This is a genomic window from Brevibacillus nitrificans, from assembly GCF_003710965.1.
In the GTDB taxonomy this organism is placed as follows: domain Bacteria; phylum Bacillota; class Bacilli; order Brevibacillales; family Brevibacillaceae; genus Brevibacillus; species Brevibacillus centrosporus.
This window is the reverse complement of sequence record NZ_RHHU01000028.1, coordinates 43,861-68,588: the sequence shown is the minus strand read 5'-3', so window position 1 is coordinate 68,588 and position 24,728 is coordinate 43,861. Positions and strand designations below refer to the sequence as shown.

The window sequence follows — 24,728 nt, the reverse complement described above, 5'->3', positions numbered from 1 at the left end:
CAGGGAGCTGGTATCGCAGCCCTGCACTTTTTGACGTATTGCCGATCGGCTCCTCCATTCCTAGAGCAGCTTTTCCATCGCCATTACATCTACAAATTTCCCATCCAGAATGCCCTGATTTTGAAAGACGCCTACCTCGCGATACCCACTTTTGCGATAGAGTCCCTGCCCCAAGCCGTTAACCGGAAACGTAAATAACACGATCTTGTAAAATCGCTCGGAGCGGGCGGCCTCCTCCAGCTTTTCCAGCAAGGCTCCCCCCACTCCTTTTCCCCGGTAGGAGCGTTCGATGTAAATGGACAGGTCCGCGACACCATCATAGGCGCTGCGTGCTGAGTAACGGTTGAGGGACGCCCATCCGACCACTTCCTGTTGTATGCAGGCTACCAGCACCTGGTATCGCCCTTGATGGTCGCCAAACCATGCCTGGATGTAGGCGTCGTCCTTTTCTTCGACCTCGAGCGTAGCGATCCGATCTGCGATTCCCTGATTGTAAATCGTTAAGATCCTTGCAAGATCTGCTTCTCTTGCTGTACGTATCGTTACGTCCATTTCGGTCACTCCTTCTTCCAGCTTTGCTTTTTCGTGCTATCCGCAGCAACGGGACGTCTTTATCGGTGCAGGAGCACAGCAAGAGGTACCTGCCGCAGGATCAACAAGCGGTCCTCCTGCACTGCAAACCCCCGTCTCCGGCAAGGAAAGCTCGACTCTTTTTGCTGCTTCCCAATCTCCTGCCAAAGCTGCCACTACCGATCTTACTTGCTCATAGCCCGTTGCCAAAAGAAACGTTGGCGCACGTCCGTAGCTCTTCATGCCCACGATGTAGAAATCCTTTTCCGGTTGACGAAGCTCTCTTTCTCCATGCGGTCTCACTGTACCGCAGCTATGAAGGTTCGGATCGATCAGCTCTGCCAAAGCTGGCACACACTCGATAGACGCGTCCAGCTGAAATCTGACCTCCCGTAAAAACTGGGCATCAGGTCTTGAACCGGTATTGGTGATGATTTCGTCGATGCCATCCAGCCGCATGGGAGCGCCGTTCCACACCCCCGTTACGACTACCCCATCGTTCTTTGTTGAAACTTCTTGGATGTAGGCAGGGGTATGTACGCTCACACGCCCGCTCTCCACCAGGCTTTGAATCGCTGTTCCCAAAGCGCCGCGTGCCTGCAGCTGGTCTGCCTCCCCTCCCCCGTACGCCTCGCGAACGTCTTTCTTCCGCAACAGCCACATAATCTCAGTCGCTGGCACTTCTTCTTTCAACCGATTCAGGTCAAGAAGCGTATTGATTGCTGAATGACCGCTGCCTACGACGAGAACCCTTTTTCCGGCATAGCGTCCGCGCTGTTTGCCATACACATCGGGAATGCCGTAAGTAATCCGATCAGCTGCTTCTGCCTCGCCTACAGCAAAAGCGCCACCTGCTCCAAGCGGATTGGGCTGCTTCCATGTACCTGAGGCGTCGATTACCGCTCTTGCTTCGATCTGCCGGATTTGGCCATCCTGTTTATAGCGTACGACGAACGGTGCCTGCTCCCTGCCTTTTGATTTCATCTTATCCAAATCTTTTTTCCCGACTGCGATCACCTGACTGTTTACGTGAATGAAAGGAGCGATCTCTGGAAGGGCAGCCAGTGGTTGCAGATACTTTTCGATGAGCTCCCGTCCAGTCGGGATGCCGCTTCCATCTGGAGCCTCCCATTTATGCGTGGACAGCAGTCGCGTGGCCGATGCATCCATATTGTATTCCCAAGGTGAAAACATCCGAACATGCCCCCACTCCAACACGCTCGCACCGACCTGGCTTCCTGCCTCGAAAAGAACAAAAGACTCTCCTCGCTCCAAAAGCTGGGCAGCTGCAGCAAACCCGACTGGACCTCCACCGATAATCGCAACTGGCAGTTTCATTTTTCATCAGTCTCCTTTTTAAATAATTGTCATTTGCAACTATTGGTTTTAAGGAAACTCCTCTATGAGTTATAGAGGAGGCGTACAACAATCCGCGCTCTTCTTCATCGCTTCGTTCATAAGAAGAAGGCTCTCCAATACCTGCTCATGCTTTTCCACCGGTATTTGCTCAAATACATTGGCAAAATAGCTTTCCATATAGGCTGCGATCTGGGCGTGCTGCTCTTCTCCCTGCGCCGTTAACGAAAGCACCACGTATCTCCTGTCTTTCGGGTCTGGCAATCGGTTTATCATTCCCGTTTCCACGAGATGATGAACCTGGCGGCTGAGCGTACTGGTATCCATCGATAAGAGGTCGGCGAGTTCATTCAGGGCGATGTTCGGTCTTTTTTGCAGCTCATACAGGATATGACTATGGACGACCGAGATCCCGCAGCATTGGGCGCCATCCTTTTGCAAAAGGCCAAAGCGCCGCACCAGGACCTGAAAGGTTTCTCGTATATTTACAAATGTAGCTACTGGTTTCATCTTCATCACCTGAAACCATCTTACAGCACAGTAATTGATAAATGCAACTATTCGCCAGAGAAAATACTGCCCATCTTCTATCTGCCCTCTTTTACAAAAGCCTCGATGCGCGCTTGGATGGTATCACGGACGCGGCGGAAGCTTGCCATGATCTCTTCTTCGGTTCCAGTTGCTTTAGCTGGATCATCAAAACCCCAGTGCCATTTCACCACATGGGGATTCGAAATTACAGGGCAATGCTCATCCGCGTGTCCGCAAAGCGTAATCACATAATCCGCGCTCTGGAGAGTCCCGGCATCTATGACTTCAGAAGAGTGGCCGCTAATATCTACGCCCGCTTCCTTCATCACCTGAACAGCACGAGGGTTCAGTCCATGCGCCTCCAAACCTGCACTTTTGACCTCGTATTGCTCACTGCCCATTGCTCGCAAAAAGCCTTCTGCCATTTGGCTTCTGCAGGAGTTCCCTGTACAAAGGAAATACACGAGAGGTTTATTGTCCATGTTTAAGCTCCTTTTGTGTTGTTGAAGTATTTCTTTTGCAGCCAAAGCGCCACATTCACGAGGGCGATCATGACGGGTACCTCAACTAACGGCCCAATCACCGCAGCAAAGGCAGCTCCCGAATGAATGCCAAAAACACCAACCGCAACGGCTATCGCAAGCTCAAAGTTATTGCTCGCAGCCGTAAATGCCAGCGTAGAGCTCACCGGATAGCTGGCTCCTGCCTTTTTGCCCATGAAAAACGAGATGGCAAACATCACCACAAAGTAGATGAGCAAAGGAAGCGCGATGCGAACGACATCCAGAGGCAGTGCCACGATGACTTCGCCTTTCAAGGAAAACATCACGATAATCGTAAACAACAGCGCGATCAACGTAACGGGACTGATTTTCGGGATGAATCCTTTTTCGTACCACTCGCGTCCTTTTGCCTTCACGAGTGAATAGCGGGTCAGCATTCCGGCTAGAAAGGGAATCCCCAGGTAGATCAGGACGCTTTTCGCCACCTCCGAGATGGTAATATCCACGACCATCCCCTGCAAACCGAACCAGCCTGGCAGTACCGTTATGAAAAAATAAGTATAGATCGAGTAAAACAGCACTTGGAAAATCGAGTTGAACGCAACCAGACCTGCCGCATATTCCGTATCGCCCCTGCACAGATCGTTCCAGACGATTACCATCGCGATACAGCGGGCCAAGCCGATCATGATCAGTCCCACCATGTACTCCGGGTAGCCTTGGAGGAAAACGATCGCCAAGACAAACATCAAAACGGGACCAATCACCCAGTTCTGAATCAGGGAGAGCCCCAGGATCTTACCATCCCGAAATACCCGCCCCAGCTCTTCATAGCGTACCTTGGCCAAAGGTGGATACATCATGAGGATAAGCCCGATGGCAATGGGGATGGATGTCGTCCCTACCTGAAAAGACTGCAAGGAAGACACCAGCTCTGGAAACAGAAAGCTGCTCCCGATCCCGACCACCATCGCTGAGAATATCCACAGCGTCAGATAGCGGTCGAGAAACGATAACCGTCTTCCTACCTGTTTGCCCATGACTCACTCCCCCCTCCTATTCGCATGTGACGAGCAGTCCCTGCTTTTCTAACTCGTCGAATTCAGAGGAGAAGTCTGGCAAGCGCTGCAGCGAATAGCCGATGTCCTCAAACTGCTGTCGGTTCAAGGAGTAGAATACCCATTGTCCTCTCCGCTTTTCCGTAACGAGATCCACATTTTTCAGGCGGCTCATGTGCTTGGAAATAGACGGCTGCGAAATCCCGAAGATCGGTACCAGCTCGCATACGCAGCAGTCGCGCATGTTCAGCAAAGCCACGATTTTCAAGCGTGTCGGATCTCCAAGCGCCTTTAGGACATCTGCTAGTTTGTTAAATTCCATCGTTATCCTCCTCTCTGCCCTAAATTCTAATATAGCCATATGGTTATTTCAATATTTATTCTTTACTCTTTGATAAACTCATACCCCTTCGCCGTCACCTGGCAGCCTGCTCGTCCGATTTGCACATGGACCAGTCCTCTCTCGCAAACGGTCGACCAGCTTGCGGATGCTGCTCTCCGCTAGAATCACCCCTTTTCTTCGCGCCAGAACCATGATGTTTTTCCACCCCGTATGTAGTCCGGTTATCTTCGCCTCCAATATCAGCTCCAGCACAAACTGCTCCATGTCCGCTCCACACACCTGCGACGGACGAGCGTCAGCATGCACAAAGATCCTGAATCTCCAGCTCCCGGACATTTCCTGGATTTCTCATGCGTCTCATCTTCATCTATTTTTCTGCCAGAGAAAAAAGCGACATCCATGCATGTCGCTTTTCTCCTTACTATCGTTTGCCGCTTCGCTCATCTCGTTAGTCGAGCGTGAAGTCTCCGGAGCCCGTAGAAACTTTAAGCATAGTTTTACCGCTGCCAAACGTCCCTTTTATCATTTCCCCATCCTCTGCACGATCTGTTTCCTGGAAGCCATCCCACCGGACATGGCCCGTTCCCGAACCACCTCTATAATCGACCGTCAACGATTTCGGCTCCTGCTCCAGCTTGATGTTCACATCACCGCTACGGGCGGAAACGTCGACATCATGCAAAAGCTCTGCAAATTCGATCTGAATGTCCCCCGATTCTGCTTCGCCTTTTAAAGCGGCTTCTCCCTCTTTGAGAGAGACGTCTCCGCTATCCGAATGAAATTTCAACATATCTGCGTGAAAGCCCTCTGCCTGTATATCACCAGAGTTCGTACTCAACACAATCGTCGAAGCATGGCTTTCTTCCAGATATACATCGCCACTTCTCGTCGATAGATCCATGCTTTTTCCTTCCACATCTTCTACCGTGATATCTCCACTGCCTACTCCTACTTTTAACTCATCCCATTGTTTCTCTGGCAGCTCGACGGTCAAGTCCACGCTTTCGTAACGGAACATTCGAAACCCTTCCTGCTTTTCCAAACCAATCTGAAGCCTGCTTCCTTTATTTTCGCCCGTCAATCGATATTGATCAGCAATCTTTGGGCTTGCTTCGCCTTGAAGCCGTACTTCGATTTTCTCGGAGCTTCCCCGGACAACTCGTACGTCCGTACTGGAAACATCCACGACTACCTCTTTTATGTTGCTTGCATCAAAAGATTGTTCGAGGTTGACTTCCTTCGTTTCAGTAAAAGGCAAATTCCACGCGAAAACTTTTCCTGAACTCAGCGCGGATACCCCCAGCCATACGCCCACTGCAATCAGAACGACACCGATCAGACCATTCTTACTCATGTTTTCATTACTCCTTATAGGTAGGTACTTTGTATTTTGATCCTTGCTCCCGAGAACTGTTCTGGAAAAAGTGTAGCATTGAGAAGAAATGGATATCAAAGGGCCGCCGGCTGATCATGCGTAAGCCCTGAGATTGATTGACAAGGAAGTCAGATTGTGATTTACACCCTTCTCAGGTATACGTGAACATTTTCCTTGCGATCAGGTAAATATCGTACTGAGAATGGTAAACTAAGGATGATTCCTTGCAAGAAAGGATGATCGCATGTCGATCCGTATTTACCCCATCGATCAACAAGTATCTGGCCAGTTTGACGAAGGCAGACTTGTCGAGCAAAAGCCCATCGGTTTTCCGGGTGAAGGCTCCGCAGTCGAACGTGTAGGAACACTCTTTTACTGGGCATGGTTTCAAGCGAAGGAAGATGCCTATCTCCCGCCGCACCCGCATCGCGGTTTTGAAATCATTTCTTATCTCTTAGAAGGTCATATTCAGCATCAAGATACTCTCGGGACGCAACGCTCTCTCAAAGCCGGCAGCTTGCAAGTCATGCAAACCGGCAGCGGCGTACAGCACTCCGAAAAATATGAAAAAGGGACCTCCGGCTTTCAAATTTGGTTTGAGCCGTTTCTGGGTGAGGCTAATTACGCTACCCCAGCTTATTCAGACTATCTGGAGCAGGACTTCCCCGTGGTACAAAGAGATGGCTGCACCATCAAATCGGTGGTAGGTGGCAGCTCTCCCGTTCAATTGGTTGCAGACGCAAACATGTGGGATGTCACGATTTCTGCCGGACAGGCGTTCGAAATGATGGTGCCAGAAGGATATTCGATAGCTGGGCTCGTAGTCGAGGGCTCATCCACTTGGTGTTCCTTTACCGAAACAAGATCAGCGGGGCCGCGAGAGTTTGTGGTTTGCGAAGGCGATGCACCTGGCCTACTACGAGTGGAAGCAGATGTCGGTGGAGATACGCGTCTGATCCTTATTCAAGTTCCCAGCGAGCTCCCCTATCCTTCTTATAAAGAGGTGAAGATACGGTTAAAGGTGGAGAAAGAGAGGTAGTCCGTCTCCCGCCCATCACCCCCCATACATAAAAAGGCACCCAAAAAGGGTGCTCGTCTTATGTATGGGTAGTGGCGGGGGGCGAAGCTCTGGCCGATCGTAGCATCTCATCGTGTACTTGCCGTTCTGGATGCCACGGAAGAAGTCCTCGTATTCCTAACGCTCTTCCTATCCATTTGCTTTGCATACCTTCGTACCTGGTCATCTAGGAGACACGGAAACGTTGTCTTCTCATCCACATCGTTGCCACCCACTTTTCCCCTTTGATTACTTGTGTCCCTGCATGCAATGTGGACTCGTTTAATTCATCATTTCTGTAAAAATATTCAAAGTACACAGCCATTCCTTTGACAGGCGAAACAGAAAAATGAAGCATCGGGAATACCGTTTCTCCGCCTTCCTCTACATCATTTAAATACATCACGAGCGTGCTAATTCGATTATTGCTGCTAGCTCGACTCGTTTTTGCAAAGAAATCGTAATGAGGCTGATATTCTTGGCCAGGGGTATATCGCAGAACTTGCAAGCCATCACCGTGTTCAATCGGAATATTCATGATTTGAGAGATTCGCTTCTCGATTCTTGTAATCGTCTCCGTCTGCTCGCAGAACACCCCGCTGCTCGTTCGAATGGTATTGACCGTACGATCTTCACCCGTTTTCGAGCGTTGCAATCGTTCTCTGGAATGTTCAATGAGCTCATCGCATTCGTCATTGCTAAGCACATTCCCTAATACGACAACCAGCGGTTCCTCATACTTCGCAAGAATTCGAATCTCTCGATCTTCAGTCTTGATCCGATTCCCCGTATGATCAAATATCGTCCGTTCCTTTTCTGTCGCATGGCCATTCATTCTTATGCACCCCATATATATGGCATCCATTACGGAAAATAGAATACCATAAAACGATCAACCCTATTCAGAAAAATAGAAATGTTTATAAAACTATTTTTCCAATGTCCACTATAAGGGGTACACTTCACCTCGGTTGAGGGGAGAGCTGCAATTTTTCTTTACCTATTCCGTGATGCCTTGTTAGCCCGCAAGCCAAAGACCAGAATCAGCGTAACTACAGCTAAGAAAATACTTCCTCCTACAGCCAAGGTGAATGCGTTTAGCTGAATTTGTATATCTGACACTGTTTGCTTAGAGAGAGCCGCAAAGAATACCGTCCCGATTACCGCGATCCCTAAGGCATTGGCTGTCTGCATGAAGGTGCTTAAGATGCCTGACGCCGCCCCTACGAACTCTCTCCTGACACCTGACATAATCGTCCCCATCAACGGAGCTCCAACCAACCCCTGCCCCAAGCCAATGAATAAGAATGGCAAAATGAGCTGCTGCCAGTAGAGTTCAACAGCAAAGGTATAACACGCTGCTATGACTGACGCATAACCCGCGATCAAGAGAGTTGCCCCTACTTTCAGCACATGGGCATTTTTCTTTGCCCATTTCGGTCCAATTAATGATGCGATGAAAAAGCCTATCCCGATCGGAGTAAACGCCAGTGCCGAATCCATGGCAGAAAGGGACATGGCATCCTGCAGCGTGATAGATACGACGAGAAAGAATCCGCTATTGCCAATTTGATAAGCCAAAATGGTAAGTACGCCAAGGGTAAAAGAACGTTCGTTAAAAATGGCTGCAGGAATTAATGGCTTCTCCCCGCGTTGAACCATTCTCTTTTCGTGTATCAGAAACAGGAAGAAAGCAACGAGCGCTCCCCCAAAGCTCAGAAATACCCAAAGCGGCCAGCCTGCCTCTCTCCCGATAACCAACGGATAAATAAGCAACAGTAAGCTGCCTGTCAAAATAAAGATGCCTAGCGCGTCCATTTTTTGCTTTCCCGCCGATTTTGTTTCATTCATCAATGGAATGATGAGCAGGACAGCCAAAATGCCAAAAGGAATGTTAATAAAAAACACAGAACTCCAACCGAGTCCACCGATATCAAAATGGAGCAATGCACCGCCGATCATTTGTCCAGCGATTAATCCAAGTCCGCTTACAGCACCATAAAAACCGATTGCTTTCCCTTTTTCCTCTGGTGGAAAGATCACCTGAATAATAGCTAATACTTGAGGGATCAGGATGGCGGCACCAATCCCCTGAATGACCCGCGAAAAAATCAGAAATCCGGCGCTCGTGGAAAATCCACACAAGGCAGAAGCTGCAGTAAATAGGATCATTCCCGTGATGAACATTTTCTTTTGTCCCAGCCAGTCTCCTAAACGAGCGCCGGTAATCAGCAGCACAGCATAAGACAGCACATAAGAGGCAACAATGAATTGAATTTGTGTGGTACTAGCATGTAATTGCTCTTCAATCGTTGGAATGGCTACGTTCACAATAAACGAATCCAACAGCACCATAAAAGTCCCCAGCAATAAAACAGCCAGCGCCCACCACCGCTTTGGGTCGATTGCCTTTGCGGTTTCTGGATTAAACGTGTTCATACAGTCCTGCACTTCCTTTTCTCGTGATATTAGGTGTATTTTAAAATACCACTAATGTGTATTCAAAAATAGAGGAATACTCTTTACAAGTATTCCTGATACGGATGAAGAATGCTCTCATAGTCTTTTCCGTACTTTTCGCTCAGCTCCTTGCCGAAGTCCCGCTCCATTTGCTGCATGATGAGGTCATGGTAGAACGCATTTTGCAGCAGCTCGATGAGAGAGGGATGATCCGTTTCCAGCACAGTTGGTTTGAGGCCTTTTCCAAAGCTGCCGAGCAACGCAGAATGAGCGTCACATACCATCGAAAATTTTCGCGTGCGAACGGAGCTCCATTCTTCACTTCTTTTGTGGATTAACACGTTTTTCAAGCTCGTCATGCATTCCCCAATCGAGATCAGCGTAACAGCGACCCCGCGTTTTTCCGCTTCCAACAGAAGCTCTTCAACCCAGTGCACGTCTTCAGACCAAATATCTACCACGATGCTTTTGTCCGCATTTGCAACGAATCGCCGAATGACTGTTTCGATCGCTTTGTCCCCTTGCCAGCTGTAAAAAGAAGGCGATGTCTTAGGAGACGCACGCAGTTGTTCTTGAAGGACACGCGTTGATTGTTCAAATTCTGATTTCAGCAAACGGACAAGCTGTTCAATCGGGACAGCATCATAGAGAACAGGCTCACTTTCAATGACCCGGCATATGCCTTTTTCCGTTAATGAGCGCAAGGCCGCATACACATTCGTACGGGAGACAGATACTTTTTTGGCAACCTCATAACCGGAAATCTTCGGGTCCTCGTGAAGCACCAGGTAGCATCTTGCTTCCAGATCTGATAATCCGATTTTTCGAAGCTCATCAATCATGGACTTCCCTCCTTTCCTGCGGCGTTTATAGTGGTGTTTTTAAATACTACTACGATTCAGGTGTGGAAGTCAACTCCCGTTCCCCGCTGATGATCATGGCAAAGTGGGTGGAGCCCTCGCTCCTGCCCAAGGTTTTGACGACTACTGATAGTCAGCGATGGAGGCAAGCGCCTGCTGCAATGGGATGGGATTAAAATATTCTCTCCACAAAGAAATTTGCCCATCGATCACCTGCACCAGACTAACATACGATTGGACATACTCAAATCCGCTTTGTTTCACAATCCCCTTGCTCTCCATTTCTACGAAAAAGAATGCGGACGTCTCTTCACTCACTGGGTCAACTGGGTACACACGGATGTTGCTAATTTCCCACACGGAGTACATCCCATTCTCTTTTCCAATGAACTGATCAAGCACTTGCAGCAGCTTTTCCTTGCCCTGGATCCGACCTGCTTGAAGTCCAAACGGCATCTCATAGACGATTTCACTGCTCATCAAGCTCCCCATCTCCCGGATGTCCTGGTTAGCTTCCCGATGAAAAAACTCGCTCACGATTTCCACTGCGTTCATTCATGCTCCACTCCTTCTCATTTCCTGGCAAACCTGCCTCCAAAGTATAGCGCCAGCTTTGCCGGAAAATATTGAACAGAATGCGCCATTTTTTGTGGAAAATGACACTTTATTCATCGGGAAGACGCGTATTGCAAAGGGGTTACGCCCGTTGCTTTTTTAAACTGCCTGGTAAAATGAGCCTGATCTGCGAGTCCGATCTGGGCGGCAATCTCTTTTAAACTCATGTGCCCGCAGCGAATGAGCTGCTTCGCCCTTTCCATTCTCAATTGGATCAAATATTGATGCGGTGTTACTCCCGTATGCCGCTTGAACAACCTCACCAGATACGACAGGCTGATATTCGCAACCAGCGCAAGCTCTTTCAGGGAAATGTCATTCTCCATATTCATTCGCATGTACTCGATTACGGCCGTCACCTGCTGGTTTGTTGCTTGATAGGATGCCCCAGCACTTTTGGCATGTGAAGTATAGTTCCTTAGCAAATGGACGGCCATTGTCGTCGCAAGCGATTGGCTGTACAACTCCCCGCTGGCCCCGCCGTTTCGCACTTCCTCTATCATCCAGCGGGTAAGCACGATAAGCTTTTCGTCCTTGACCAAAGATTTTGTTTCCAGCTTCCCGTTGCCTACATGCCCAAACCCTGACTCTTCCGCAATCTGTCCGAGAAAATGCGGATCGATTTCCAGCTTTACAAAGGAGATCGATCTAGTCCAACGGCAGGACCACTTCTCACCCGCTGTCAACATCTGAATATCTCCTGCTGCCATCTTTTTTTCCGTTCGATTGGCTTGATGAAAGAACTGTAGGTGCATCGGTTCTTGTGTGCCTTGTATAGCAATTACATGTCTATTGGCAAGCGAAGCATCGTACATATGGGCAGGGGGTATGTTCTCCCATTGGGAAAGCGTGATGTTCGACCATCCCAGATCGTCGCTGGAAAGGATCGGCTTTGCACCGCTAGATACCAATTCCTTGATCGTTCTATCCATTACGTTCACCCTGTTCCCTCAATGTTTTTTGTATCGGCTAGTCTAGCATACTCCACTTTTTCCCACGAAGCAGCCTCCCTCTAAAAAAGAGCCGCATAAGCGGCCCTTTGACGCCATCTTCATAGGCGCATGTTATTTCGCTGAGCTGGTGGCAGCCGGCATTTCATCTTGCTCGATCACTCGCACAGTCTGTATTTCACCCGTTCCTTTTTGCAAATCGGCTTTTGTGAAATAGACGAAATACACCTTGTCCTCCATGTTGTTCATCGGCCCGATGCCGTCAAAGCTATTTGGGTACCAGTCTATTTGCACATCTTTTGACTCGTTGTCGATGTATTTGCTGCTAATCCAGTAGCCATGCTGGGGCAGCTCGATCTTCCTGGACTTGAAAGCCTCCGTTGCCGCTTTGATAAACGGCTCGGCTTGTTCCTTGGACATGGCGGATGGAAACACCATTTGGGACTCCGCCTGCAGGTTCTGCTGTTTGGGAGCATGCGCAGCGATTTCTTTGCCATCAAGCTCTTTGGGTGGTGCAGCTTCTGTCATGACCACATTCATCTTACTCTCCACCACAGATTGAGCATACGTCGCTATGGAGAAGCTGGATGCTACCGCGAGCGTCCCCATTACAGCAAGACCGAGCATCAGTCGAGACTTCCTGCTTGTTTTTTTACTGGTTTCCATACGATTCCCTCCCTGTAAAAATGAGGCCGAACCTCCGGATGTTCGACACCCTTAGCGTATCACCCGCATGTCATCCTTCCGTCTGCTTTCTGTCATCGTTTTGCAAAACTTGTCCATTCGGCACTCGTATATAGACACTTGTCCCTTCCCCACAACGGCTGACGATCGAAATACTCCCGCCGTGCGCTTCTGCAATTGCCTTGCAAAGGGACAAACCCAATCCATGACCGCTGTACTTTCGATTCCGAGCAGTATCCAACACGAAAAACGGTTGAAACACATCACCAAGATGCTCTACTGGAATGCCGCAGCCCCTATCCCTTACACAAAATACAACAAGCTCCCCTTCTGTATAGACGCTAAGAAGAATGCTTTCATGATAGTCCGATGCTTTAGAAGCATTCTCCACCAAATTATTCAGTAAAACCTGCAGCAGCTCCTCATCCACCACAACAGTCTCCACGATTGACTTGCTCACCAATGACTGCCCTTTACGAGCAAGTGACAGCTTCGATATCCTTTCCAGGTGCTCCAAAAGCAAAGAAACGCGGACCGGCTCTTTTCGCAACACAACACGCTCATTGCCTAGACGAAACAAGTTCAGCAGCTTTTTTGACAGGTCATCCAGCCGTTTGCTTTCTAAGTGAATCAAGTGCAGCGCTTTTTGTTTGTCAGCTTCGTTCAGTTCATAGTTTTCCAGCAAGCTGGCGTAGCCCATAATCGACGTAAGCGGTGTTTTCACTTCATGGGCAAGGCTGGCAATCAAGGTTTCCCGATCTTTTACCTCTCTGCGCAGAAGCTCCATGTGGGCCTGAACAGCATCGGCCATATGATTAAACTCCATCGCCAATTGCCCGATTTCGTCCTGCCGAGTCATCTCGATTCGCGGATCGTAATTTCCCCTGGCAAGTGCTTTTGCCTGGGCACTCAGTTGAGCGAGCGGCTTTAAGGAATGACTGATGAGGAAATACAAACCGACTCCAAGCAGAATCATTCCTGCTGAAAACCATAGAGAGATTTGAGTAGTGAGAGACCGCTGACCAGCTATCATGTCTGTCACATCGTTTTCATAATCGAGGCGATAGAGCTCACCTGCTATGCTCATCCACCCTGAGACAAACAGGACGCTGCGCTCGCCAGATTGACGAATCACAAAGCTTCGTCTGCCGTCTTTTGGCGGGTTTAGATCCATAAGCTTTTCATCCTCTGGGGAGAGGCTGCTGTACAGCTCTTCCCCATCCGGACCCGTCATCGCTATGTGGCTCTTGCCATCAGCATAGTACCATCCGTAATTTTGCGCCGCTCTTGTCAACAAATCTTGCCGCATCCCTGGATTGAACGCCATTTTCTCGATTGAGGCGGCGTACATTTTCATCGCACTCGCGAACATCACATGTCTGTCAAGCGAGCGGCTATATTCTCTCTGAATGCTATGCTCACTCGATGCCGCTATGATTGGATAGGAGAAGAACAAAATAATCACCGTGCTAAGGCCAAATGTCAGCAAGTAAACGCGTATCCAAAGCGGCATTTGTCCCCAAGTTCGCTGCATCACATCAGCTCCAATCGGTAACCTACTTTATGCACAGTCTGAATGTAGTTGGACAGTCCAAGCTTTGTCCGCAGGTTCAAAATATGTGTATCCACGGTTCTCGTACTTCCGTAGAAATCATACCCCCACACTTGGCGAAGCAGGCTTTCACGGGAAAAGGCAATATTCGGGTTTTGTAGTAAAAACGCAAGCAATTCATACTCTTTCGGTGTCAAGGTAATGAGTTCTCCCATTTTGTACACCTTACGTCCGATACAATCTACTTGCACGTCAGCGACCAACAGTCTTTCTCCTGTCTCCGAAGTCCTCCTTCTCAGGACAACCTCTACCCTTGCCAGCACTTCCAACAGCTCAAACGGTTTTGCAATATAATCCTCAGCCCCTAGCCGCAGCCCATGCACTTTGTCCGTCACATTCGTTTTGGCGGTCACAAAAATAACGGGTACATCGTTCTCTTTGCAAATGTCCAGCAGCTGATAACCATCCAGTCCTGGCAGCATGATATCAAGCAAGGCCAAATCGTAACGGCCATCTACAAGCAGCTGCTTCGCCCTGTGTCCATCCTCTGCAATCCTGCAGCAATAGCCCGAAGCAGTTAACGCCATATGAAGCAGCTTAGCAATAGAGGAATCATCCTCTGCAAGTAAAATGGAATATGCCATACGTTCCTCCCTCCTTTGTCCTTCATTCATTATCGCAGCAGCCTCATGTTTTCTTGTCAAAGAAATGTAAATTTTTCAGGCATATAGACAGTAAAACAACCCTCTTTTCGCTCATTGAGAGAGAAGATAGTTTAAAAAATTGAACGCTTGGGAGAGATACTGTAAAATCAATATATCTTTGGGCGTAAAAGGTGGTTTTTGACATGATAGAAGCTTTGCAAACGTGGATGGCTCTCGATCAGTTGTACGTTACCCTGAATCAGCAATTGGAGAAGTTTCTTAAATCTAACTACGATTTAACTGTAAGTGAATTTATGGTGATCACTGTGCTCAATGAAGACACGAGTGAAGGACTGACAATCGATCAGCTGAGCAAAATGGTTCATTTGAGCCACAGCGCGGTTTCCCGTCTTGTTAGCCGCCTGGAAACCTGCCAAACCGTAGAACGCCGTTTAAATGAAACGGATCGCAGAAGTTCATTGGTTCGTCTCTCCGATCAAGGAAGAGTGGATTATCAAGGGATTTTGCCGGAAATCACCACCATCATCCGCAATGTAATGGACAAAAAAAACATCTCCATCACGATTTCATGAGCGTGCTGCTTTTCGTGGTCATTGACGGATAAAGGGTGACTTGTTATATTATATGTGCGTGCGCACGCAAATAAAAGCCTTTCATTTCGCTTTTCAAAAAAGGAGAATAAACCCATGAAGAGTCGCCCTCTATCGTATACCGCTGCCCGTCCCTACCAAATCTCGATCGATCAGCAAGCTCTGGATGATTTGACCTCTCGTCTCAAACAGACGCGTTGGCCTGACCGAATTCAACATACAGGATGGAGCTATGGTACTGACGATATCGTTTTGCGTGAACTCGTTTCCTATTGGAGCGATGGCTTTGACTGGCGCAAACAGGAGGAAGCCTTAAACGCGCTTCCGCACTATATGACAACCATTGATGGGATCGAGATTCACTTCATTCACGTACGCGGAAAAAGCCCTTCAGCTAAGCCTCTCCTGATGCTCCATGGTTGGCCAAGCTCCTTCGTCCAGATGACGGAGATTGCCCCCCTCCTGGCTGATCCAGCCTCTCACGGCGGACAGGCAGATCAAGATTTTGATGTCATCATCCCTTCCCTGCCTGGCTATGGCTTCTCTGGCCGGCCAAGTGCAGCCGGTATGGATATCGCTTACATGGCGGACATTTTCTCCACCCTGATGACGAAGGTATTGGGCTACGAGCGCTATATCGGGAGAGGTAGTGACATGGGTCAAGGTGTGCTCATGCATCTCGCCCACAAATATCCAGACCAGCTCATCGGTCTGCACTTCTCGGGTACCAATCTCCTCGTATCAGAGGTTCCTGACGATATCACACCAGCTGAGAAAGAGTTCATCGCCAACTCCGCCGCCTGGATGCAATCGGAATGGGCCTACGCGCTCCTGCAATCGACGAAGCCGCAAACGGTAGCCGTTTCCTTGAATGACTCTCCCGCTGGCCTAGCCTCGTGGATTTTAGAAAAATTTCATTCCTGGACAGACCGCCCCGATGATTTCGTCAATCGCTATGGACGGGATCGACTTCTGACAAATTTGACAGTGTACTGGGTGACTCAAACCATCGCTTCCTCGATCCGACTATATGCCGAGTGTACGCGCAGCAACAGCTTCCATGTCGATGTAAACGTTCCGACCTGCATGCTGATGGCCGGTTGCGATATGTTTGTAATGCCCCGCGAATGGGCAGCTCGCAGCATCAATCTCGCCCGATGGGTCCAGCTTGACTGCGGAGGTCATTTTCTGGAATGGGAGGAACCTGAGTTGGTCGCCGAAGATTTGCGCGCAGCCTACTTCCAATAGACTGAAGCAAACAAAAGCCTGCAGCAGCATGACGTCGCTGTTACAGGTTTTTGTTGTTTGTCTTTATTCTAGATCCAATATATCCCGAATCCCTTCTTCCGTGAGCTTCCACGCAAAATCCTGCCCTGAATGGATAACCTCTTGGACGAGCTTCTTTTTCCTGGTTTGCAAATCGTGGACTTTCTCTTCAATCGTTCCCTTCGCAATGAGCTTAACTACTTGTACGTCTTTCGTTTGTCCCAACCGGTACGCGCGATCGGCTGCTTGCTGTTCAACAGCCGGATTCCACCAGAGATCGTACAGGATGACCGTGTCTGCCCCAGTAAGATTCAAGCCTGTTCCACCTGCTTTTAATGAAATGAGAAACACTTCTCCCTCCCCTCTGTTAAAGCGATCGCACAGTTGTACCCGCTCAGAAATAGCAGTATTCCCATCTAGATAGAAGAAGCTGCATTCCTTTTGATTGATTTCTCTTCTTATAATCGCCAGCATTTCCGTGAACTGCGAAAAGATGAGGATTCTCTTTCCTTGCTGGCGATACTCTTTCACGATTTTGACTAGCTGCTCAAGTTTGGCCGAGCTTCCTTCGTACCCTTCCAAAAATAAGCCTGGGTGGCAACAAAGCTGCCGAAGCCTGGTCAAACCGGCAAGAATTTTCATCTGATTTTCTTGAAAGCTATCCTTTCCGACATGCTTCAGAGATACATGCTTGAGCCTAGCCAAGTAAGCGGCGTACAGCTTTTTCTGCTCGGGCAGCAAATCTGAGGTCAGAATGGTTTCCGTTTTTTCCGGCAGTTCCCTCAGCACTTCCTCTTTCATCCTGCGAAGCAGAAAGGGGGCAATCAGTTTTGCTGCTTGTTCCCTAGGCAGCTCAAGAAAGAGGCTGCGATCCGGCATCAGCTCGGGAAAAACGATCTGGAAAATAGACCAAATATCCTCGATGCTATTTTCAATCGGAGTGCCTGTCAGAGCGAAGCGATTGTCCGCCCGGATTGATCGAAGCACCCTTGCCGTCCTCGAAGTGTGATTCTTAAAGGCTTGAGCCTCATCCAAAAATAGTGAATGAAAAGCCCTTTCCTGGTACAAATGACTGTCCATCCTAAGCAACGGATAAGAGGTGATGAGCACATCCGCCTGGCTAGTTTGTTCCAGCGCGGCTTTTCTGTCTTTAGGCAGACCGTCCACCACTGTGACACGTATGTCTGGTGTAAATTTGGCAAACTCATGCTGCCAATTATAAATGAGAGAGGACGGCGCTATGACCAAAACTGGTTTTGTCTGCTCCCTGATCTCTGCCAAAGTCGAGGCGATGAAGGCCAAGCTTTGCAGCGTCTTCCCCAACCCCATGTCATCCGCAAGAATCCCGCCGCAGCTATGCTTGGATAAACGCTTTAACCATTGATACCCCGCCTTTTGATAGTCTTTCAGAATAGACTCAAGCTGTGGGGGAAAAGGAAACTCTGCTTCCCTTGCGTTTTTCCATTCCCCCATCCTCTTTTGAAAACAACGCCCCTCGGACACGATGCCCTCAGACGCTCGTGCCAATTGTTGCAGGCCAAAAGCAAACGGGACACGAATTTCGTCCTCCTCGATTTGCGCCCGTCCCTTGCTTAGCTGTTCTAAAAACAAGCTCACCTCTACGAACTGCTTGGACTCCAAAGACAGCAAGCGCCCATCTCTTAGCCGGTAAAACTTCCTTTTTTCCCTCAGTCCTAGCAACACCTCTCGAATCTCGATTTCCGGAATTCCATGCATATCAAACTGAAAGATGAGCCAATCGGTCCGTTCATCGACTTTTACCTTGACCGTCGGCCGCATATCTGTTTTGCATATTCGGTCCCGTACGGCTGTCGTTGCATAGATATCTACATACGGTTGTAGCTGCGGAATGACGTGAACAAGAAAATGGTATTCATCCTCTTCGCTGCTCCAAAAATAGCCACTTTCTGTTCGCGTCCCAAGACTTTCTTTCATGAGCCTGAGAATCTCCTGTTCCTTCTCTCCTGGTTGTATGCGGCTTATTTCGCTTTCCCTGTTTTGAAGATTTGCAACCAATGGATTTATGATGACTGAATCATAATGGAATTCTAGGCCAGCCAGCAGCTTGTTTTTTATTCGATCCAGGAACAGCTTGCCTTTAAAAGGAGCACCTGTAAATTCATCGGTGCATAAATTCCCCAGTATATTTTCAGCTGATGACGGAGTAGAAGACTGGCGAGAAGTGACTTGTTGTGCGGGAAAACCGTTCACCTGAATGTCATGCAGGCACAGGAGAACAGCCGCAACATGTTGGCAGCTGTGATGGTAAGAAGAGAGTCTGGGGCAAGTACACTCTGTATAGATGTAGCCGTTCCTATCCTTTTTAATGATGACCTCAAACGGTGTACCACCACTATGCACCGTTGCTTTGAAAAGAGACTGGCTCGAGTCATAATCTTTGAGCTTTACTCTCTTTTCTTCAAAGTACTTCTTCCCTCTTTTATAAGAAATATCTCCACAGATCTGCTTTATCTTTTGTTTGTTTAAAAAGTAGTTCATGAATGGCTCCTTAAATAAGGAAGGATTTTATTTGCGTGCGCACACAAATAAAATACCAGTTTTCAGACCTAGTCGCAACTTTATTATGCCAGTTGGTGCCTTTCATATTCCCATTCCTTCCCTCTGCTACGTCCCTTCAGCTGGTTAAAGATAAAGGATGATTCGTTACTTAAAAATAGAATACACGGTCCCATGTTGAAGCAGTTGGGAAAAAAGCGTTTTCAATTGACATTAATAATGATTACCGTTATCATTTACCTGTTTGGAAAATAATGATACTCATTCTCATTTATTCAGGACCAAGAAGCCATGTTTTTGGCAATTCAATGATTTAGGGGGAAATTGAGCAATGAACAAGAAACGGAATTTATTCGTTTTATTCATGGCGATCATGCTAATGGCTGTGGGCTGCTCCTCTGGTGTATCCGAGAGTGCCCCTGGCAATTCTACTACTGTTTCAGACAACGGTTCGAGTCAACCCATCACGATCAAACACTTGCGAGGGGAAACAACTCTGGACAAACCTGCCGAGCGTGTAGTCGTGCTGGAATGGGCTTTTGCCGAAAATCTAATTGCGCTCGGCATACAACCGATCGGCAATGCGGATAACCAGCAATACAAAATATGGGAGCCAGCTGAAGCCGCTCTGGATGATAACGTGACGGATATTGGGTTGCGCAATGAACCGAATTTGGAGACAATCGCTTCTTTGAAGCCTGACCTGATTATTTCGAATGCTGATAATAATGCTGCCATTTACGATCAGTTAAATGCGATCGCTCCGACTATTGAGTTTAATCAATTTCCTGATCAAGGCGATCAATATACGGAAATGGTACATATTTTTGAATCCACTGCTGCCGCCGTCGGCAAAACGGACAAAGCAAAGCAAGTGCTAAGCGAGCTTGAACAGCATTATGTGGATGCGAAAGAAAAGCTATCCAAGGCTGGAAAAGAAGGCTCGAACTATGTGCTTACGCAAGCTTTTACTGTACAGAACGCTGCAGCACTCAGACTGTTTACAGATAACTCCATTGTTGTACAAACGTTGGATCGAATTGGGCTGAAAAGCGACTGGAAATCCAGCAAGTTCGAAAAGTATGGCTTTACCGATGCTACCGTTGAAGCGCTTCCTGCCGTAACGAATACGAATTTCATTTACATTGTGGAAAATACGGATAATGTGTTCGAAAACCAACTAAAAGACAACACCGTTTGGAACGGATTAAATTTCGTCAAAGAAAAACGGGCACACATGCTTGATGCCAGCACATGGACATTTGGCGGTCCGATTTCCTCCAAAGTGCTTGTCGACCGTGTTGTGCAGGTATTCACTCAATGAGTTCCGCTTCAGATATCCAGAGACAACCGTACGTTTCAAGTGCAGCTAAAAAGGCTGTCCTAATATTCGGAGGAGGTTTTGTCGCTTTAACGGCTTTGTTGTTTGCCAGCTTATGCTTTGGAGAAGCGTCCATCTCGATACAAACGGTAATGGAAGCGCTTAGCAACCGGCAAAACCTATTGGACCATCATTTAATATGGGATATTCGAATGCCTCGAGCGATTATTGGGATGCTTTCTGGTGCCGCTTTGGCCGTGGCGGGAGCGGTTTTGCAAAATATCACGAAAAACCCGCTTGCTGCCACCGATACACTCGGCATCAATGCTGGCGGATATTTTATGGTTGTGCTCGGTACTGTCTACTTCCCGTCTCTGCTGCATCAGTCTCCCTTTCTGGTTGCTGCAGTCGGAGGCGGCTTGGCAGCAACCGCAGCCTACTTTCTGGGAGGCGGCCGATCCGCGACTCCTATCCGGCTGGCTTTGGCTGGTTTAATTGTTTCCATGGTTTTAGGCTCGTTCACGAGCGCCCTGCATATTTTTCATTCATTTAAAACGCAATCCCTGTTTCTATGGGGATCGGGATCACTTAGCCAATTGGATTGGAGCGGAGTGCAATACGCATGGCCTTGGATTATCGTTGCCATTGCTGCTGTTTTTGTACTTGGACGTCAATTTGACGTTTTAGAGCTTGATGAGTCAACAGCTAGCTCGCTCGGGCAAAAAGTGGATGTCATTCGCGTCCTTGGGCTAGGATTAGCCGTACTATTAGCAGCTGTTATCGTCAGTGTTGTGGGACCGATCGGATTTGTTGGTCTCGTAACCCCTCATTTGGTTCGACTTGCAGGACTCAGGCTCCACAGATACTTGATTCCCGCTTCCGCATTGTGGGGAGCTGTACTGATTACGGCTGCAGATGTACTTGCAAGACTTGTGCGTAGCGGCATGGGTGAATTGCCAGTCGGAGCCGTGATGGCGATGATCGGTGCTCCCTGGCTCATTTGGTTTGTTCTAGTCAAAATCAAAGGTGTCTCCGGATCGACAAGTCCCTCCTCAATGAATATAGGCAGACTCCCGATTCGGTTTCGCTATGTTCATCTCGTAACGATGATGTCCGTGCTGACAATTGGCCTGATTCTCATCAGCATGACGCTCGGAGGCACCCGTATTCCGCTTGATTCCTTACTTGGAAGTCTTATCGGAGCAAAAGGAGCTTCCTCCTATTCCGTCCTTCTTCAATTGCGTCTTCCCCGCACACTGGTTGCTGCCGGAGCTGGCATTGCGTTGGCTGTCAGCGGTGTGTTAATTCAAAGCGCGGTTCGCAATCCGCTCGCGGACACTTCCGTGATCGGTGTGACGTCGGGCGCGGGACTCGGTGCACTCGCTATCTTGATTGCTTGGCCAACGTTACCAATTGCCCTGCTGCCGATTGCAGCGATTATCGGGGCAGTAACGTCCGCCACCATCGTGTTTTTATTCTCTTGGCACAAGCAATTGAATCCGTCCGTGCTTATTTTGCTTGGAATTGCTGTATCTGCACTCGCTTCGGCAGGTATTCAAGCTTTGATTATTCACGGCTCCTTATGGGGAAGCACTGCTTATGTATGGCTTACAGGGTCCACATACGGACGGAGCTGGAACCAGGTTGTCATCATTATGGGATTTCTTGTTGCGTTGTTGCCATTTGCCTGGATCCTTGGCCGCCGCTTTGACTTGCTGGCACTTACAGACGAGAGTGCCATCGGTCTTGGACTGCCCGTTCGCAGAACTAGGCTTGCCGCTATGACAATAGGTGTGCTGCTTGCAGCTGGCGCCGTCGCATGTGTGGGGACGATTGGTTTCCTTGGCCTAATGGCCCCTCATGCCGTTCGTATGATGATCGGTCATCATACGCGAAGATCGATCGTTCTCTCCGCATTGCTTGGTGCCCTACTCCTTGTAGCAGCGGATACCATCGGCCGGACTCTAATGGCTCCGATGGAGATTCCCTCTGGTATTCTCATTTCGCTTATCGGTGCACCTTATTTTTTGTATATGATGTATCGTTCATTTATTAAATGAGCCTTATCTAGCTTTCCGTTTTCAAGCTGCTCCCTTTTCCATCTGGCAGGCAAAAGAAAGTGCCGATGCATGTAAGGCAATCGCGCTTAGATATTTTTTCGATGAGCGCAGGTAAGTTATACAAAAGCGACTTCCCTCCCTTGATGTTTTCGGGTTTGCTTACTCGAAAACTTCTCCAAGTCGAGGGGAGTCTTTTTTTGTGTCTTGTTTTGAGGACCTATGTGGTTCAACGGGTTAGGTTTCTGTAAAATGCTGAATTGCACAAAAATAGAGCTCTTGCCCACTTCGAATAAAGTTCTGCTTGCTCTTGAGCATCTATTGATTCAAACGTTCTTTACATTCAACGTCTAGCTAGTAGATAGTGATCCATGATCCACTCCCTCCTCTTTCTTTTTCTATATTGATTAGAATTGCTTGAGTCATTAAATAAAGAAATTCCTAAATTACTTAAAACAAAAAAACAGTTATCACAATAAATAAACTGTGATAACTGCAAATCATGTTGATATGTTAAATTGATACATTTTAGCATTTGTAGATATGTAAGGTGAGGCAGGGGGATTCGAGCCCCCGTCCGACCTGTACCCGCAGGGTGAAACAGCGATACATGAGCATCTCCGAGCGCAGTCACTCACTTAGGGTTTAGGAGATGGATGATTCGCGGATTGACGCGCTGACCTGGCACCTAGCCTGATTGATCTTCTTGCTTCGGCTCCAGGCGGAAGCCTCCGGCGTATCCCTCTAAAGTTGAGCGCTAGTCATGCCACATGGGCGATGGAGTGGTAGCGCCTCACTGGTTATTCTTTTGACAAGATCTTTTGCATAACGACTTTTAATTCTGAGTCATCGAGAGGAGAATGAATCATTGCCTTAAGGATCTTAGAACCCTCAACTTTTGTCCAATCTATCCGATACCCTGCTTGTAAAGCTAAACACCTAATAAATTCACGCTGTGTCCTACCGTTTCCCTCACGAAAAGGATGAAGGACATTGAGTTCTACAAGATAGTAGGTTAATCTGTCCACCAAGAGCTCAAAAGATAGTTCTTTCAGAAAATTCCCTTGTTTTAATTTGTTTAATAGCTCCTCAGTTTGGTCATTCAAGAACCGTGCTGTTGCAAAGCGGAAACTGCCTTTTGAGATTTCTTCGTCGCGCATACTTCCCGCAAAGGGATAAACATCCCTAAAAATAAACTTATGGATAGCACATAGGTGCTTTTTATCAAACTTTCCGTTTAAGGGCCTCAGATTTAAGGCCCTTAAACGTTCCGCTGTAACCATCCGTTCAAACGCATCAAGTTGATCCTGCTCTTTAAACCCTGGAACGTTTATTAAAACTTCACTATCAGGATAACAATACTTGGAATGCTCCTGTTCATACATTTTTTGCGATTTCCTTGGCACGAGCTAAAAATTCACTATACTTTATTTTCCCTTCTGCTCTATCCAATAATAGCCGGTCTTCTTGTGGAGTTAAAAACAGCCCTTCAATCTCCAAAGATGCTTTGGCACTTAGTAGAGCACGTCTTACTTGTTGTTGTGAGTATCTTTTCAAGACAATCACCCTTTTCCTGTTGGAAAGCATTTTATAACGAAAACTTACTACATGTATATGCATTTAAGTTTGTCCTCCTTGCATAAAAAAATACCTTATCATAATGATAACAAAAACCAAACGCTTTGACTCAAGCTACACTACCATACCTCTACTTTATTATATGCCGATTCAATATCAAAAAGCTTCTGTTTTTGCCCTTCCATTATCAAAAACACATCAAGTCTCTGGAATGCATCACATGCTTCTTTCCTTGCTTGTTTTGTCAAGTCCAATTGGGAGGTGCCATTGAGATACCTTTATACTACTTTACTAAAAAAGCCACCTCTACAGGTGGCCATCACTGATATGTATTTGGTGGAGGCGGGGGGATTCGAACCCCCGTCCGAAAACAGCGATACATGAGCATCTCCGAGCGCAGTCACTCATTTAGAGTTTCGGTGACAGATTCGCGGAGTGACGCGCTGACCTGGCACCTAGCCTGATTGATCTTCTTCCTTCGGCTCCAGGCGGAAGCCTCCGGCGTATCCCACTAAAGTTGAGCGCTAGTCATGCCACATGGGCGATGGAATGGTAGCGCCTCACTGGTTATTAAGCAGCGAGAGAAAGTTGTTTGTTGCCAGTTAAATGGCGTTTGCGTTGATGACGAGGTCCGCAACCCCCCGGCTCGCTTCTCATGCTCTACCATCCCCGTCGAATCCAGAACGCCCCCAGGATAAGAGGTGACAAAAAGTCTAGGTGAAGAGACAACCATCATGTTCCGCACCTAGACTGTGTTTAACAGTGTACTGTTTACTGCTCCTTAACTATAGCACATGGG

At 48.0% G+C, this 24,728-nt stretch carries 24 protein-coding genes and 1 other RNA gene; 5 read left to right on the top strand and 20 right to left on the bottom strand.

The window, feature by feature from the left end; genetic code table 11:
* Positions 1–60: 60 nt before the first annotated feature.
* From EDM59_RS30230 to EDM59_RS30195, 8 genes are all read right to left on the bottom strand, one after another.
* Positions 61–552 (bottom strand): arsinothricin resistance N-acetyltransferase ArsN1 family A, encoded by a 492-nt coding sequence (locus EDM59_RS30230; protein ID WP_122926977.1) that lies wholly within the window; start codon positions 550–552, stop codon positions 61–63.
* A 36-nt stretch (positions 553–588) separates the two neighbouring features.
* Positions 589–1,908: an NAD(P)-binding domain-containing protein gene (locus EDM59_RS30225; RefSeq protein WP_122926976.1), complete on the bottom strand. Its 1,320-nt coding sequence runs from the start codon at positions 1,906–1,908 to the stop codon at positions 589–591.
* Between the two features lie 69 nt (positions 1,909–1,977).
* Complete coding sequence (locus EDM59_RS30220) at positions 1,978–2,436, bottom strand: MarR family winged helix-turn-helix transcriptional regulator (RefSeq protein WP_122927012.1); 459 nt, start codon at positions 2,434–2,436, stop codon at positions 1,978–1,980.
* A gap of 77 nt (positions 2,437–2,513) precedes the next feature.
* Positions 2,514–2,939: an arsenate reductase (thioredoxin) gene (gene arsC / locus EDM59_RS30215; protein ID WP_122926975.1), complete on the bottom strand. Its 426-nt coding sequence runs from the start codon at positions 2,937–2,939 to the stop codon at positions 2,514–2,516.
* Between the two features lie 2 nt (positions 2,940–2,941).
* The gene (gene arsB / locus EDM59_RS30210; RefSeq protein ID WP_122926974.1) at positions 2,942–4,000 is read right to left on the bottom strand and encodes an ACR3 family arsenite efflux transporter; all 1,059 of its coding nucleotides are present in this window, start codon (positions 3,998–4,000) and stop codon (positions 2,942–2,944) included.
* 16 nt (positions 4,001–4,016) lie between these two features.
* Positions 4,017–4,340, bottom strand: a complete 324-nt coding sequence (locus EDM59_RS30205; protein WP_122926973.1) for an ArsR/SmtB family transcription factor — start codon at positions 4,338–4,340, stop codon at positions 4,017–4,019.
* Positions 4,341–4,418: 78 nt separating this feature from the next.
* Positions 4,419–4,625, bottom strand: a complete 207-nt coding sequence (locus EDM59_RS30200; RefSeq protein WP_148040862.1) for a hypothetical protein — start codon at positions 4,623–4,625, stop codon at positions 4,419–4,421.
* 184 nt (positions 4,626–4,809) lie between these two features.
* Positions 4,810–5,715, bottom strand: coding sequence for a DUF4097 family beta strand repeat-containing protein (locus EDM59_RS30195; RefSeq protein ID WP_122926971.1), 906 nt, complete (start codon positions 5,713–5,715; stop codon positions 4,810–4,812).
* Between the two features lie 265 nt (positions 5,716–5,980).
* Here EDM59_RS30195 and EDM59_RS30190 point away from each other — a divergent pair, with 265 nt between their 5' ends.
* Positions 5,981–6,775, top strand: coding sequence for a pirin family protein (locus EDM59_RS30190; RefSeq protein ID WP_122926970.1), 795 nt, complete (start codon positions 5,981–5,983; stop codon positions 6,773–6,775).
* Between the two features lie 205 nt (positions 6,776–6,980).
* On the opposite strand, the gene EDM59_RS30185 is transcribed toward EDM59_RS30190, so the two are convergent.
* The 8 genes from EDM59_RS30185 to EDM59_RS30150 form a co-directional block, all read right to left on the bottom strand.
* Entirely contained in the window at positions 6,981–7,628 is a 648-nt protein-coding gene (locus EDM59_RS30185) for a 2OG-Fe(II) oxygenase (protein WP_122926969.1), read from the bottom strand.
* A 161-nt stretch (positions 7,629–7,789) separates the two neighbouring features.
* Positions 7,790–9,232, bottom strand: a complete 1,443-nt coding sequence (locus tag EDM59_RS30180) for an MFS transporter (RefSeq protein ID WP_122926968.1) — start codon at positions 9,230–9,232, stop codon at positions 7,790–7,792.
* Positions 9,233–9,315: 83 nt separating this feature from the next.
* Positions 9,316–10,095 (bottom strand): TrmB family transcriptional regulator, encoded by a 780-nt coding sequence (locus EDM59_RS30175; RefSeq protein WP_122926967.1) that lies wholly within the window; start codon positions 10,093–10,095, stop codon positions 9,316–9,318.
* Positions 10,096–10,236: 141 nt separating this feature from the next.
* A complete protein-coding gene (locus tag EDM59_RS30170) occupies positions 10,237–10,668 on the bottom strand; it encodes a nuclear transport factor 2 family protein (protein WP_122926966.1) in 432 nt (143 codons plus the stop codon).
* A 113-nt stretch (positions 10,669–10,781) separates the two neighbouring features.
* A complete protein-coding gene (locus EDM59_RS30165; RefSeq protein WP_122926965.1) occupies positions 10,782–11,660 on the bottom strand; it encodes a helix-turn-helix domain-containing protein in 879 nt (292 codons plus the stop codon).
* 132 nt (positions 11,661–11,792) lie between these two features.
* On the bottom strand, positions 11,793–12,344 hold the full coding sequence (locus EDM59_RS30160) for a hypothetical protein (RefSeq protein ID WP_122926964.1): 552 nt from the start codon (positions 12,342–12,344) through the stop codon (positions 11,793–11,795).
* A 70-nt stretch (positions 12,345–12,414) separates the two neighbouring features.
* Entirely contained in the window at positions 12,415–13,896 is a 1,482-nt protein-coding gene (locus EDM59_RS30155) for a sensor histidine kinase (protein WP_122926963.1), read from the bottom strand.
* A complete protein-coding gene (locus EDM59_RS30150) occupies positions 13,896–14,558 on the bottom strand; it encodes a response regulator transcription factor (protein ID WP_122926962.1) in 663 nt (220 codons plus the stop codon). Before EDM59_RS30150 ends, EDM59_RS30155 begins: the two co-directional genes overlap by 1 nt.
* Positions 14,559–14,761: 203 nt before the next feature.
* Here EDM59_RS30150 and EDM59_RS30145 point away from each other — a divergent pair, with 203 nt between their 5' ends.
* Positions 14,762–15,151, top strand: coding sequence for a MarR family winged helix-turn-helix transcriptional regulator (locus tag EDM59_RS30145; RefSeq protein ID WP_122926961.1), 390 nt, complete (start codon positions 14,762–14,764; stop codon positions 15,149–15,151).
* A gap of 114 nt (positions 15,152–15,265) precedes the next feature.
* Positions 15,266–16,417: an epoxide hydrolase family protein gene (locus tag EDM59_RS30140; protein ID WP_122926960.1), complete on the top strand. Its 1,152-nt coding sequence runs from the start codon at positions 15,266–15,268 to the stop codon at positions 16,415–16,417.
* A gap of 63 nt (positions 16,418–16,480) precedes the next feature.
* Here the strand turns inward: EDM59_RS30140 and EDM59_RS30135 are convergent, their stop codons facing one another.
* Positions 16,481–18,955 (bottom strand): DEAD/DEAH box helicase, encoded by a 2,475-nt coding sequence (locus EDM59_RS30135; RefSeq protein WP_122926959.1) that lies wholly within the window; start codon positions 18,953–18,955, stop codon positions 16,481–16,483.
* Between the two features lie 349 nt (positions 18,956–19,304).
* Here EDM59_RS30135 and EDM59_RS30130 point away from each other — a divergent pair, with 349 nt between their 5' ends.
* Positions 19,305–20,297, top strand: a complete 993-nt coding sequence (locus EDM59_RS30130) for an ABC transporter substrate-binding protein (protein WP_122926958.1) — start codon at positions 19,305–19,307, stop codon at positions 20,295–20,297.
* The gene (locus tag EDM59_RS30125) at positions 20,294–22,354 is read left to right on the top strand and encodes an iron ABC transporter permease (RefSeq protein WP_122926957.1); all 2,061 of its coding nucleotides are present in this window, start codon (positions 20,294–20,296) and stop codon (positions 22,352–22,354) included. Before EDM59_RS30130 ends, EDM59_RS30125 begins: the two co-directional genes overlap by 4 nt.
* A gap of 797 nt (positions 22,355–23,151) precedes the next feature.
* Here the strand turns inward: EDM59_RS30125 and EDM59_RS30120 are convergent.
* The 3 genes from EDM59_RS30120 to ssrA all read right to left on the bottom strand — a co-directional run bounded on the left by EDM59_RS30120 (position 23,152) and on the right by ssrA (position 24,620).
* Positions 23,152–23,736: a Fic/DOC family protein gene (locus EDM59_RS30120; protein ID WP_122926956.1), complete on the bottom strand. Its 585-nt coding sequence runs from the start codon at positions 23,734–23,736 to the stop codon at positions 23,152–23,154.
* Positions 23,729–23,971, bottom strand: a complete 243-nt coding sequence (locus tag EDM59_RS30115; protein ID WP_122926955.1) for an antitoxin VbhA family protein — start codon at positions 23,969–23,971, stop codon at positions 23,729–23,731. Before EDM59_RS30115 ends, EDM59_RS30120 begins: the two co-directional genes overlap by 8 nt.
* Positions 23,972–24,263: 292 nt before the next feature.
* Positions 24,264–24,620, bottom strand: a transfer-messenger RNA (tmRNA) gene (gene ssrA / locus EDM59_RS30110).
* Positions 24,621–24,728 lie beyond the last annotated feature (108 nt).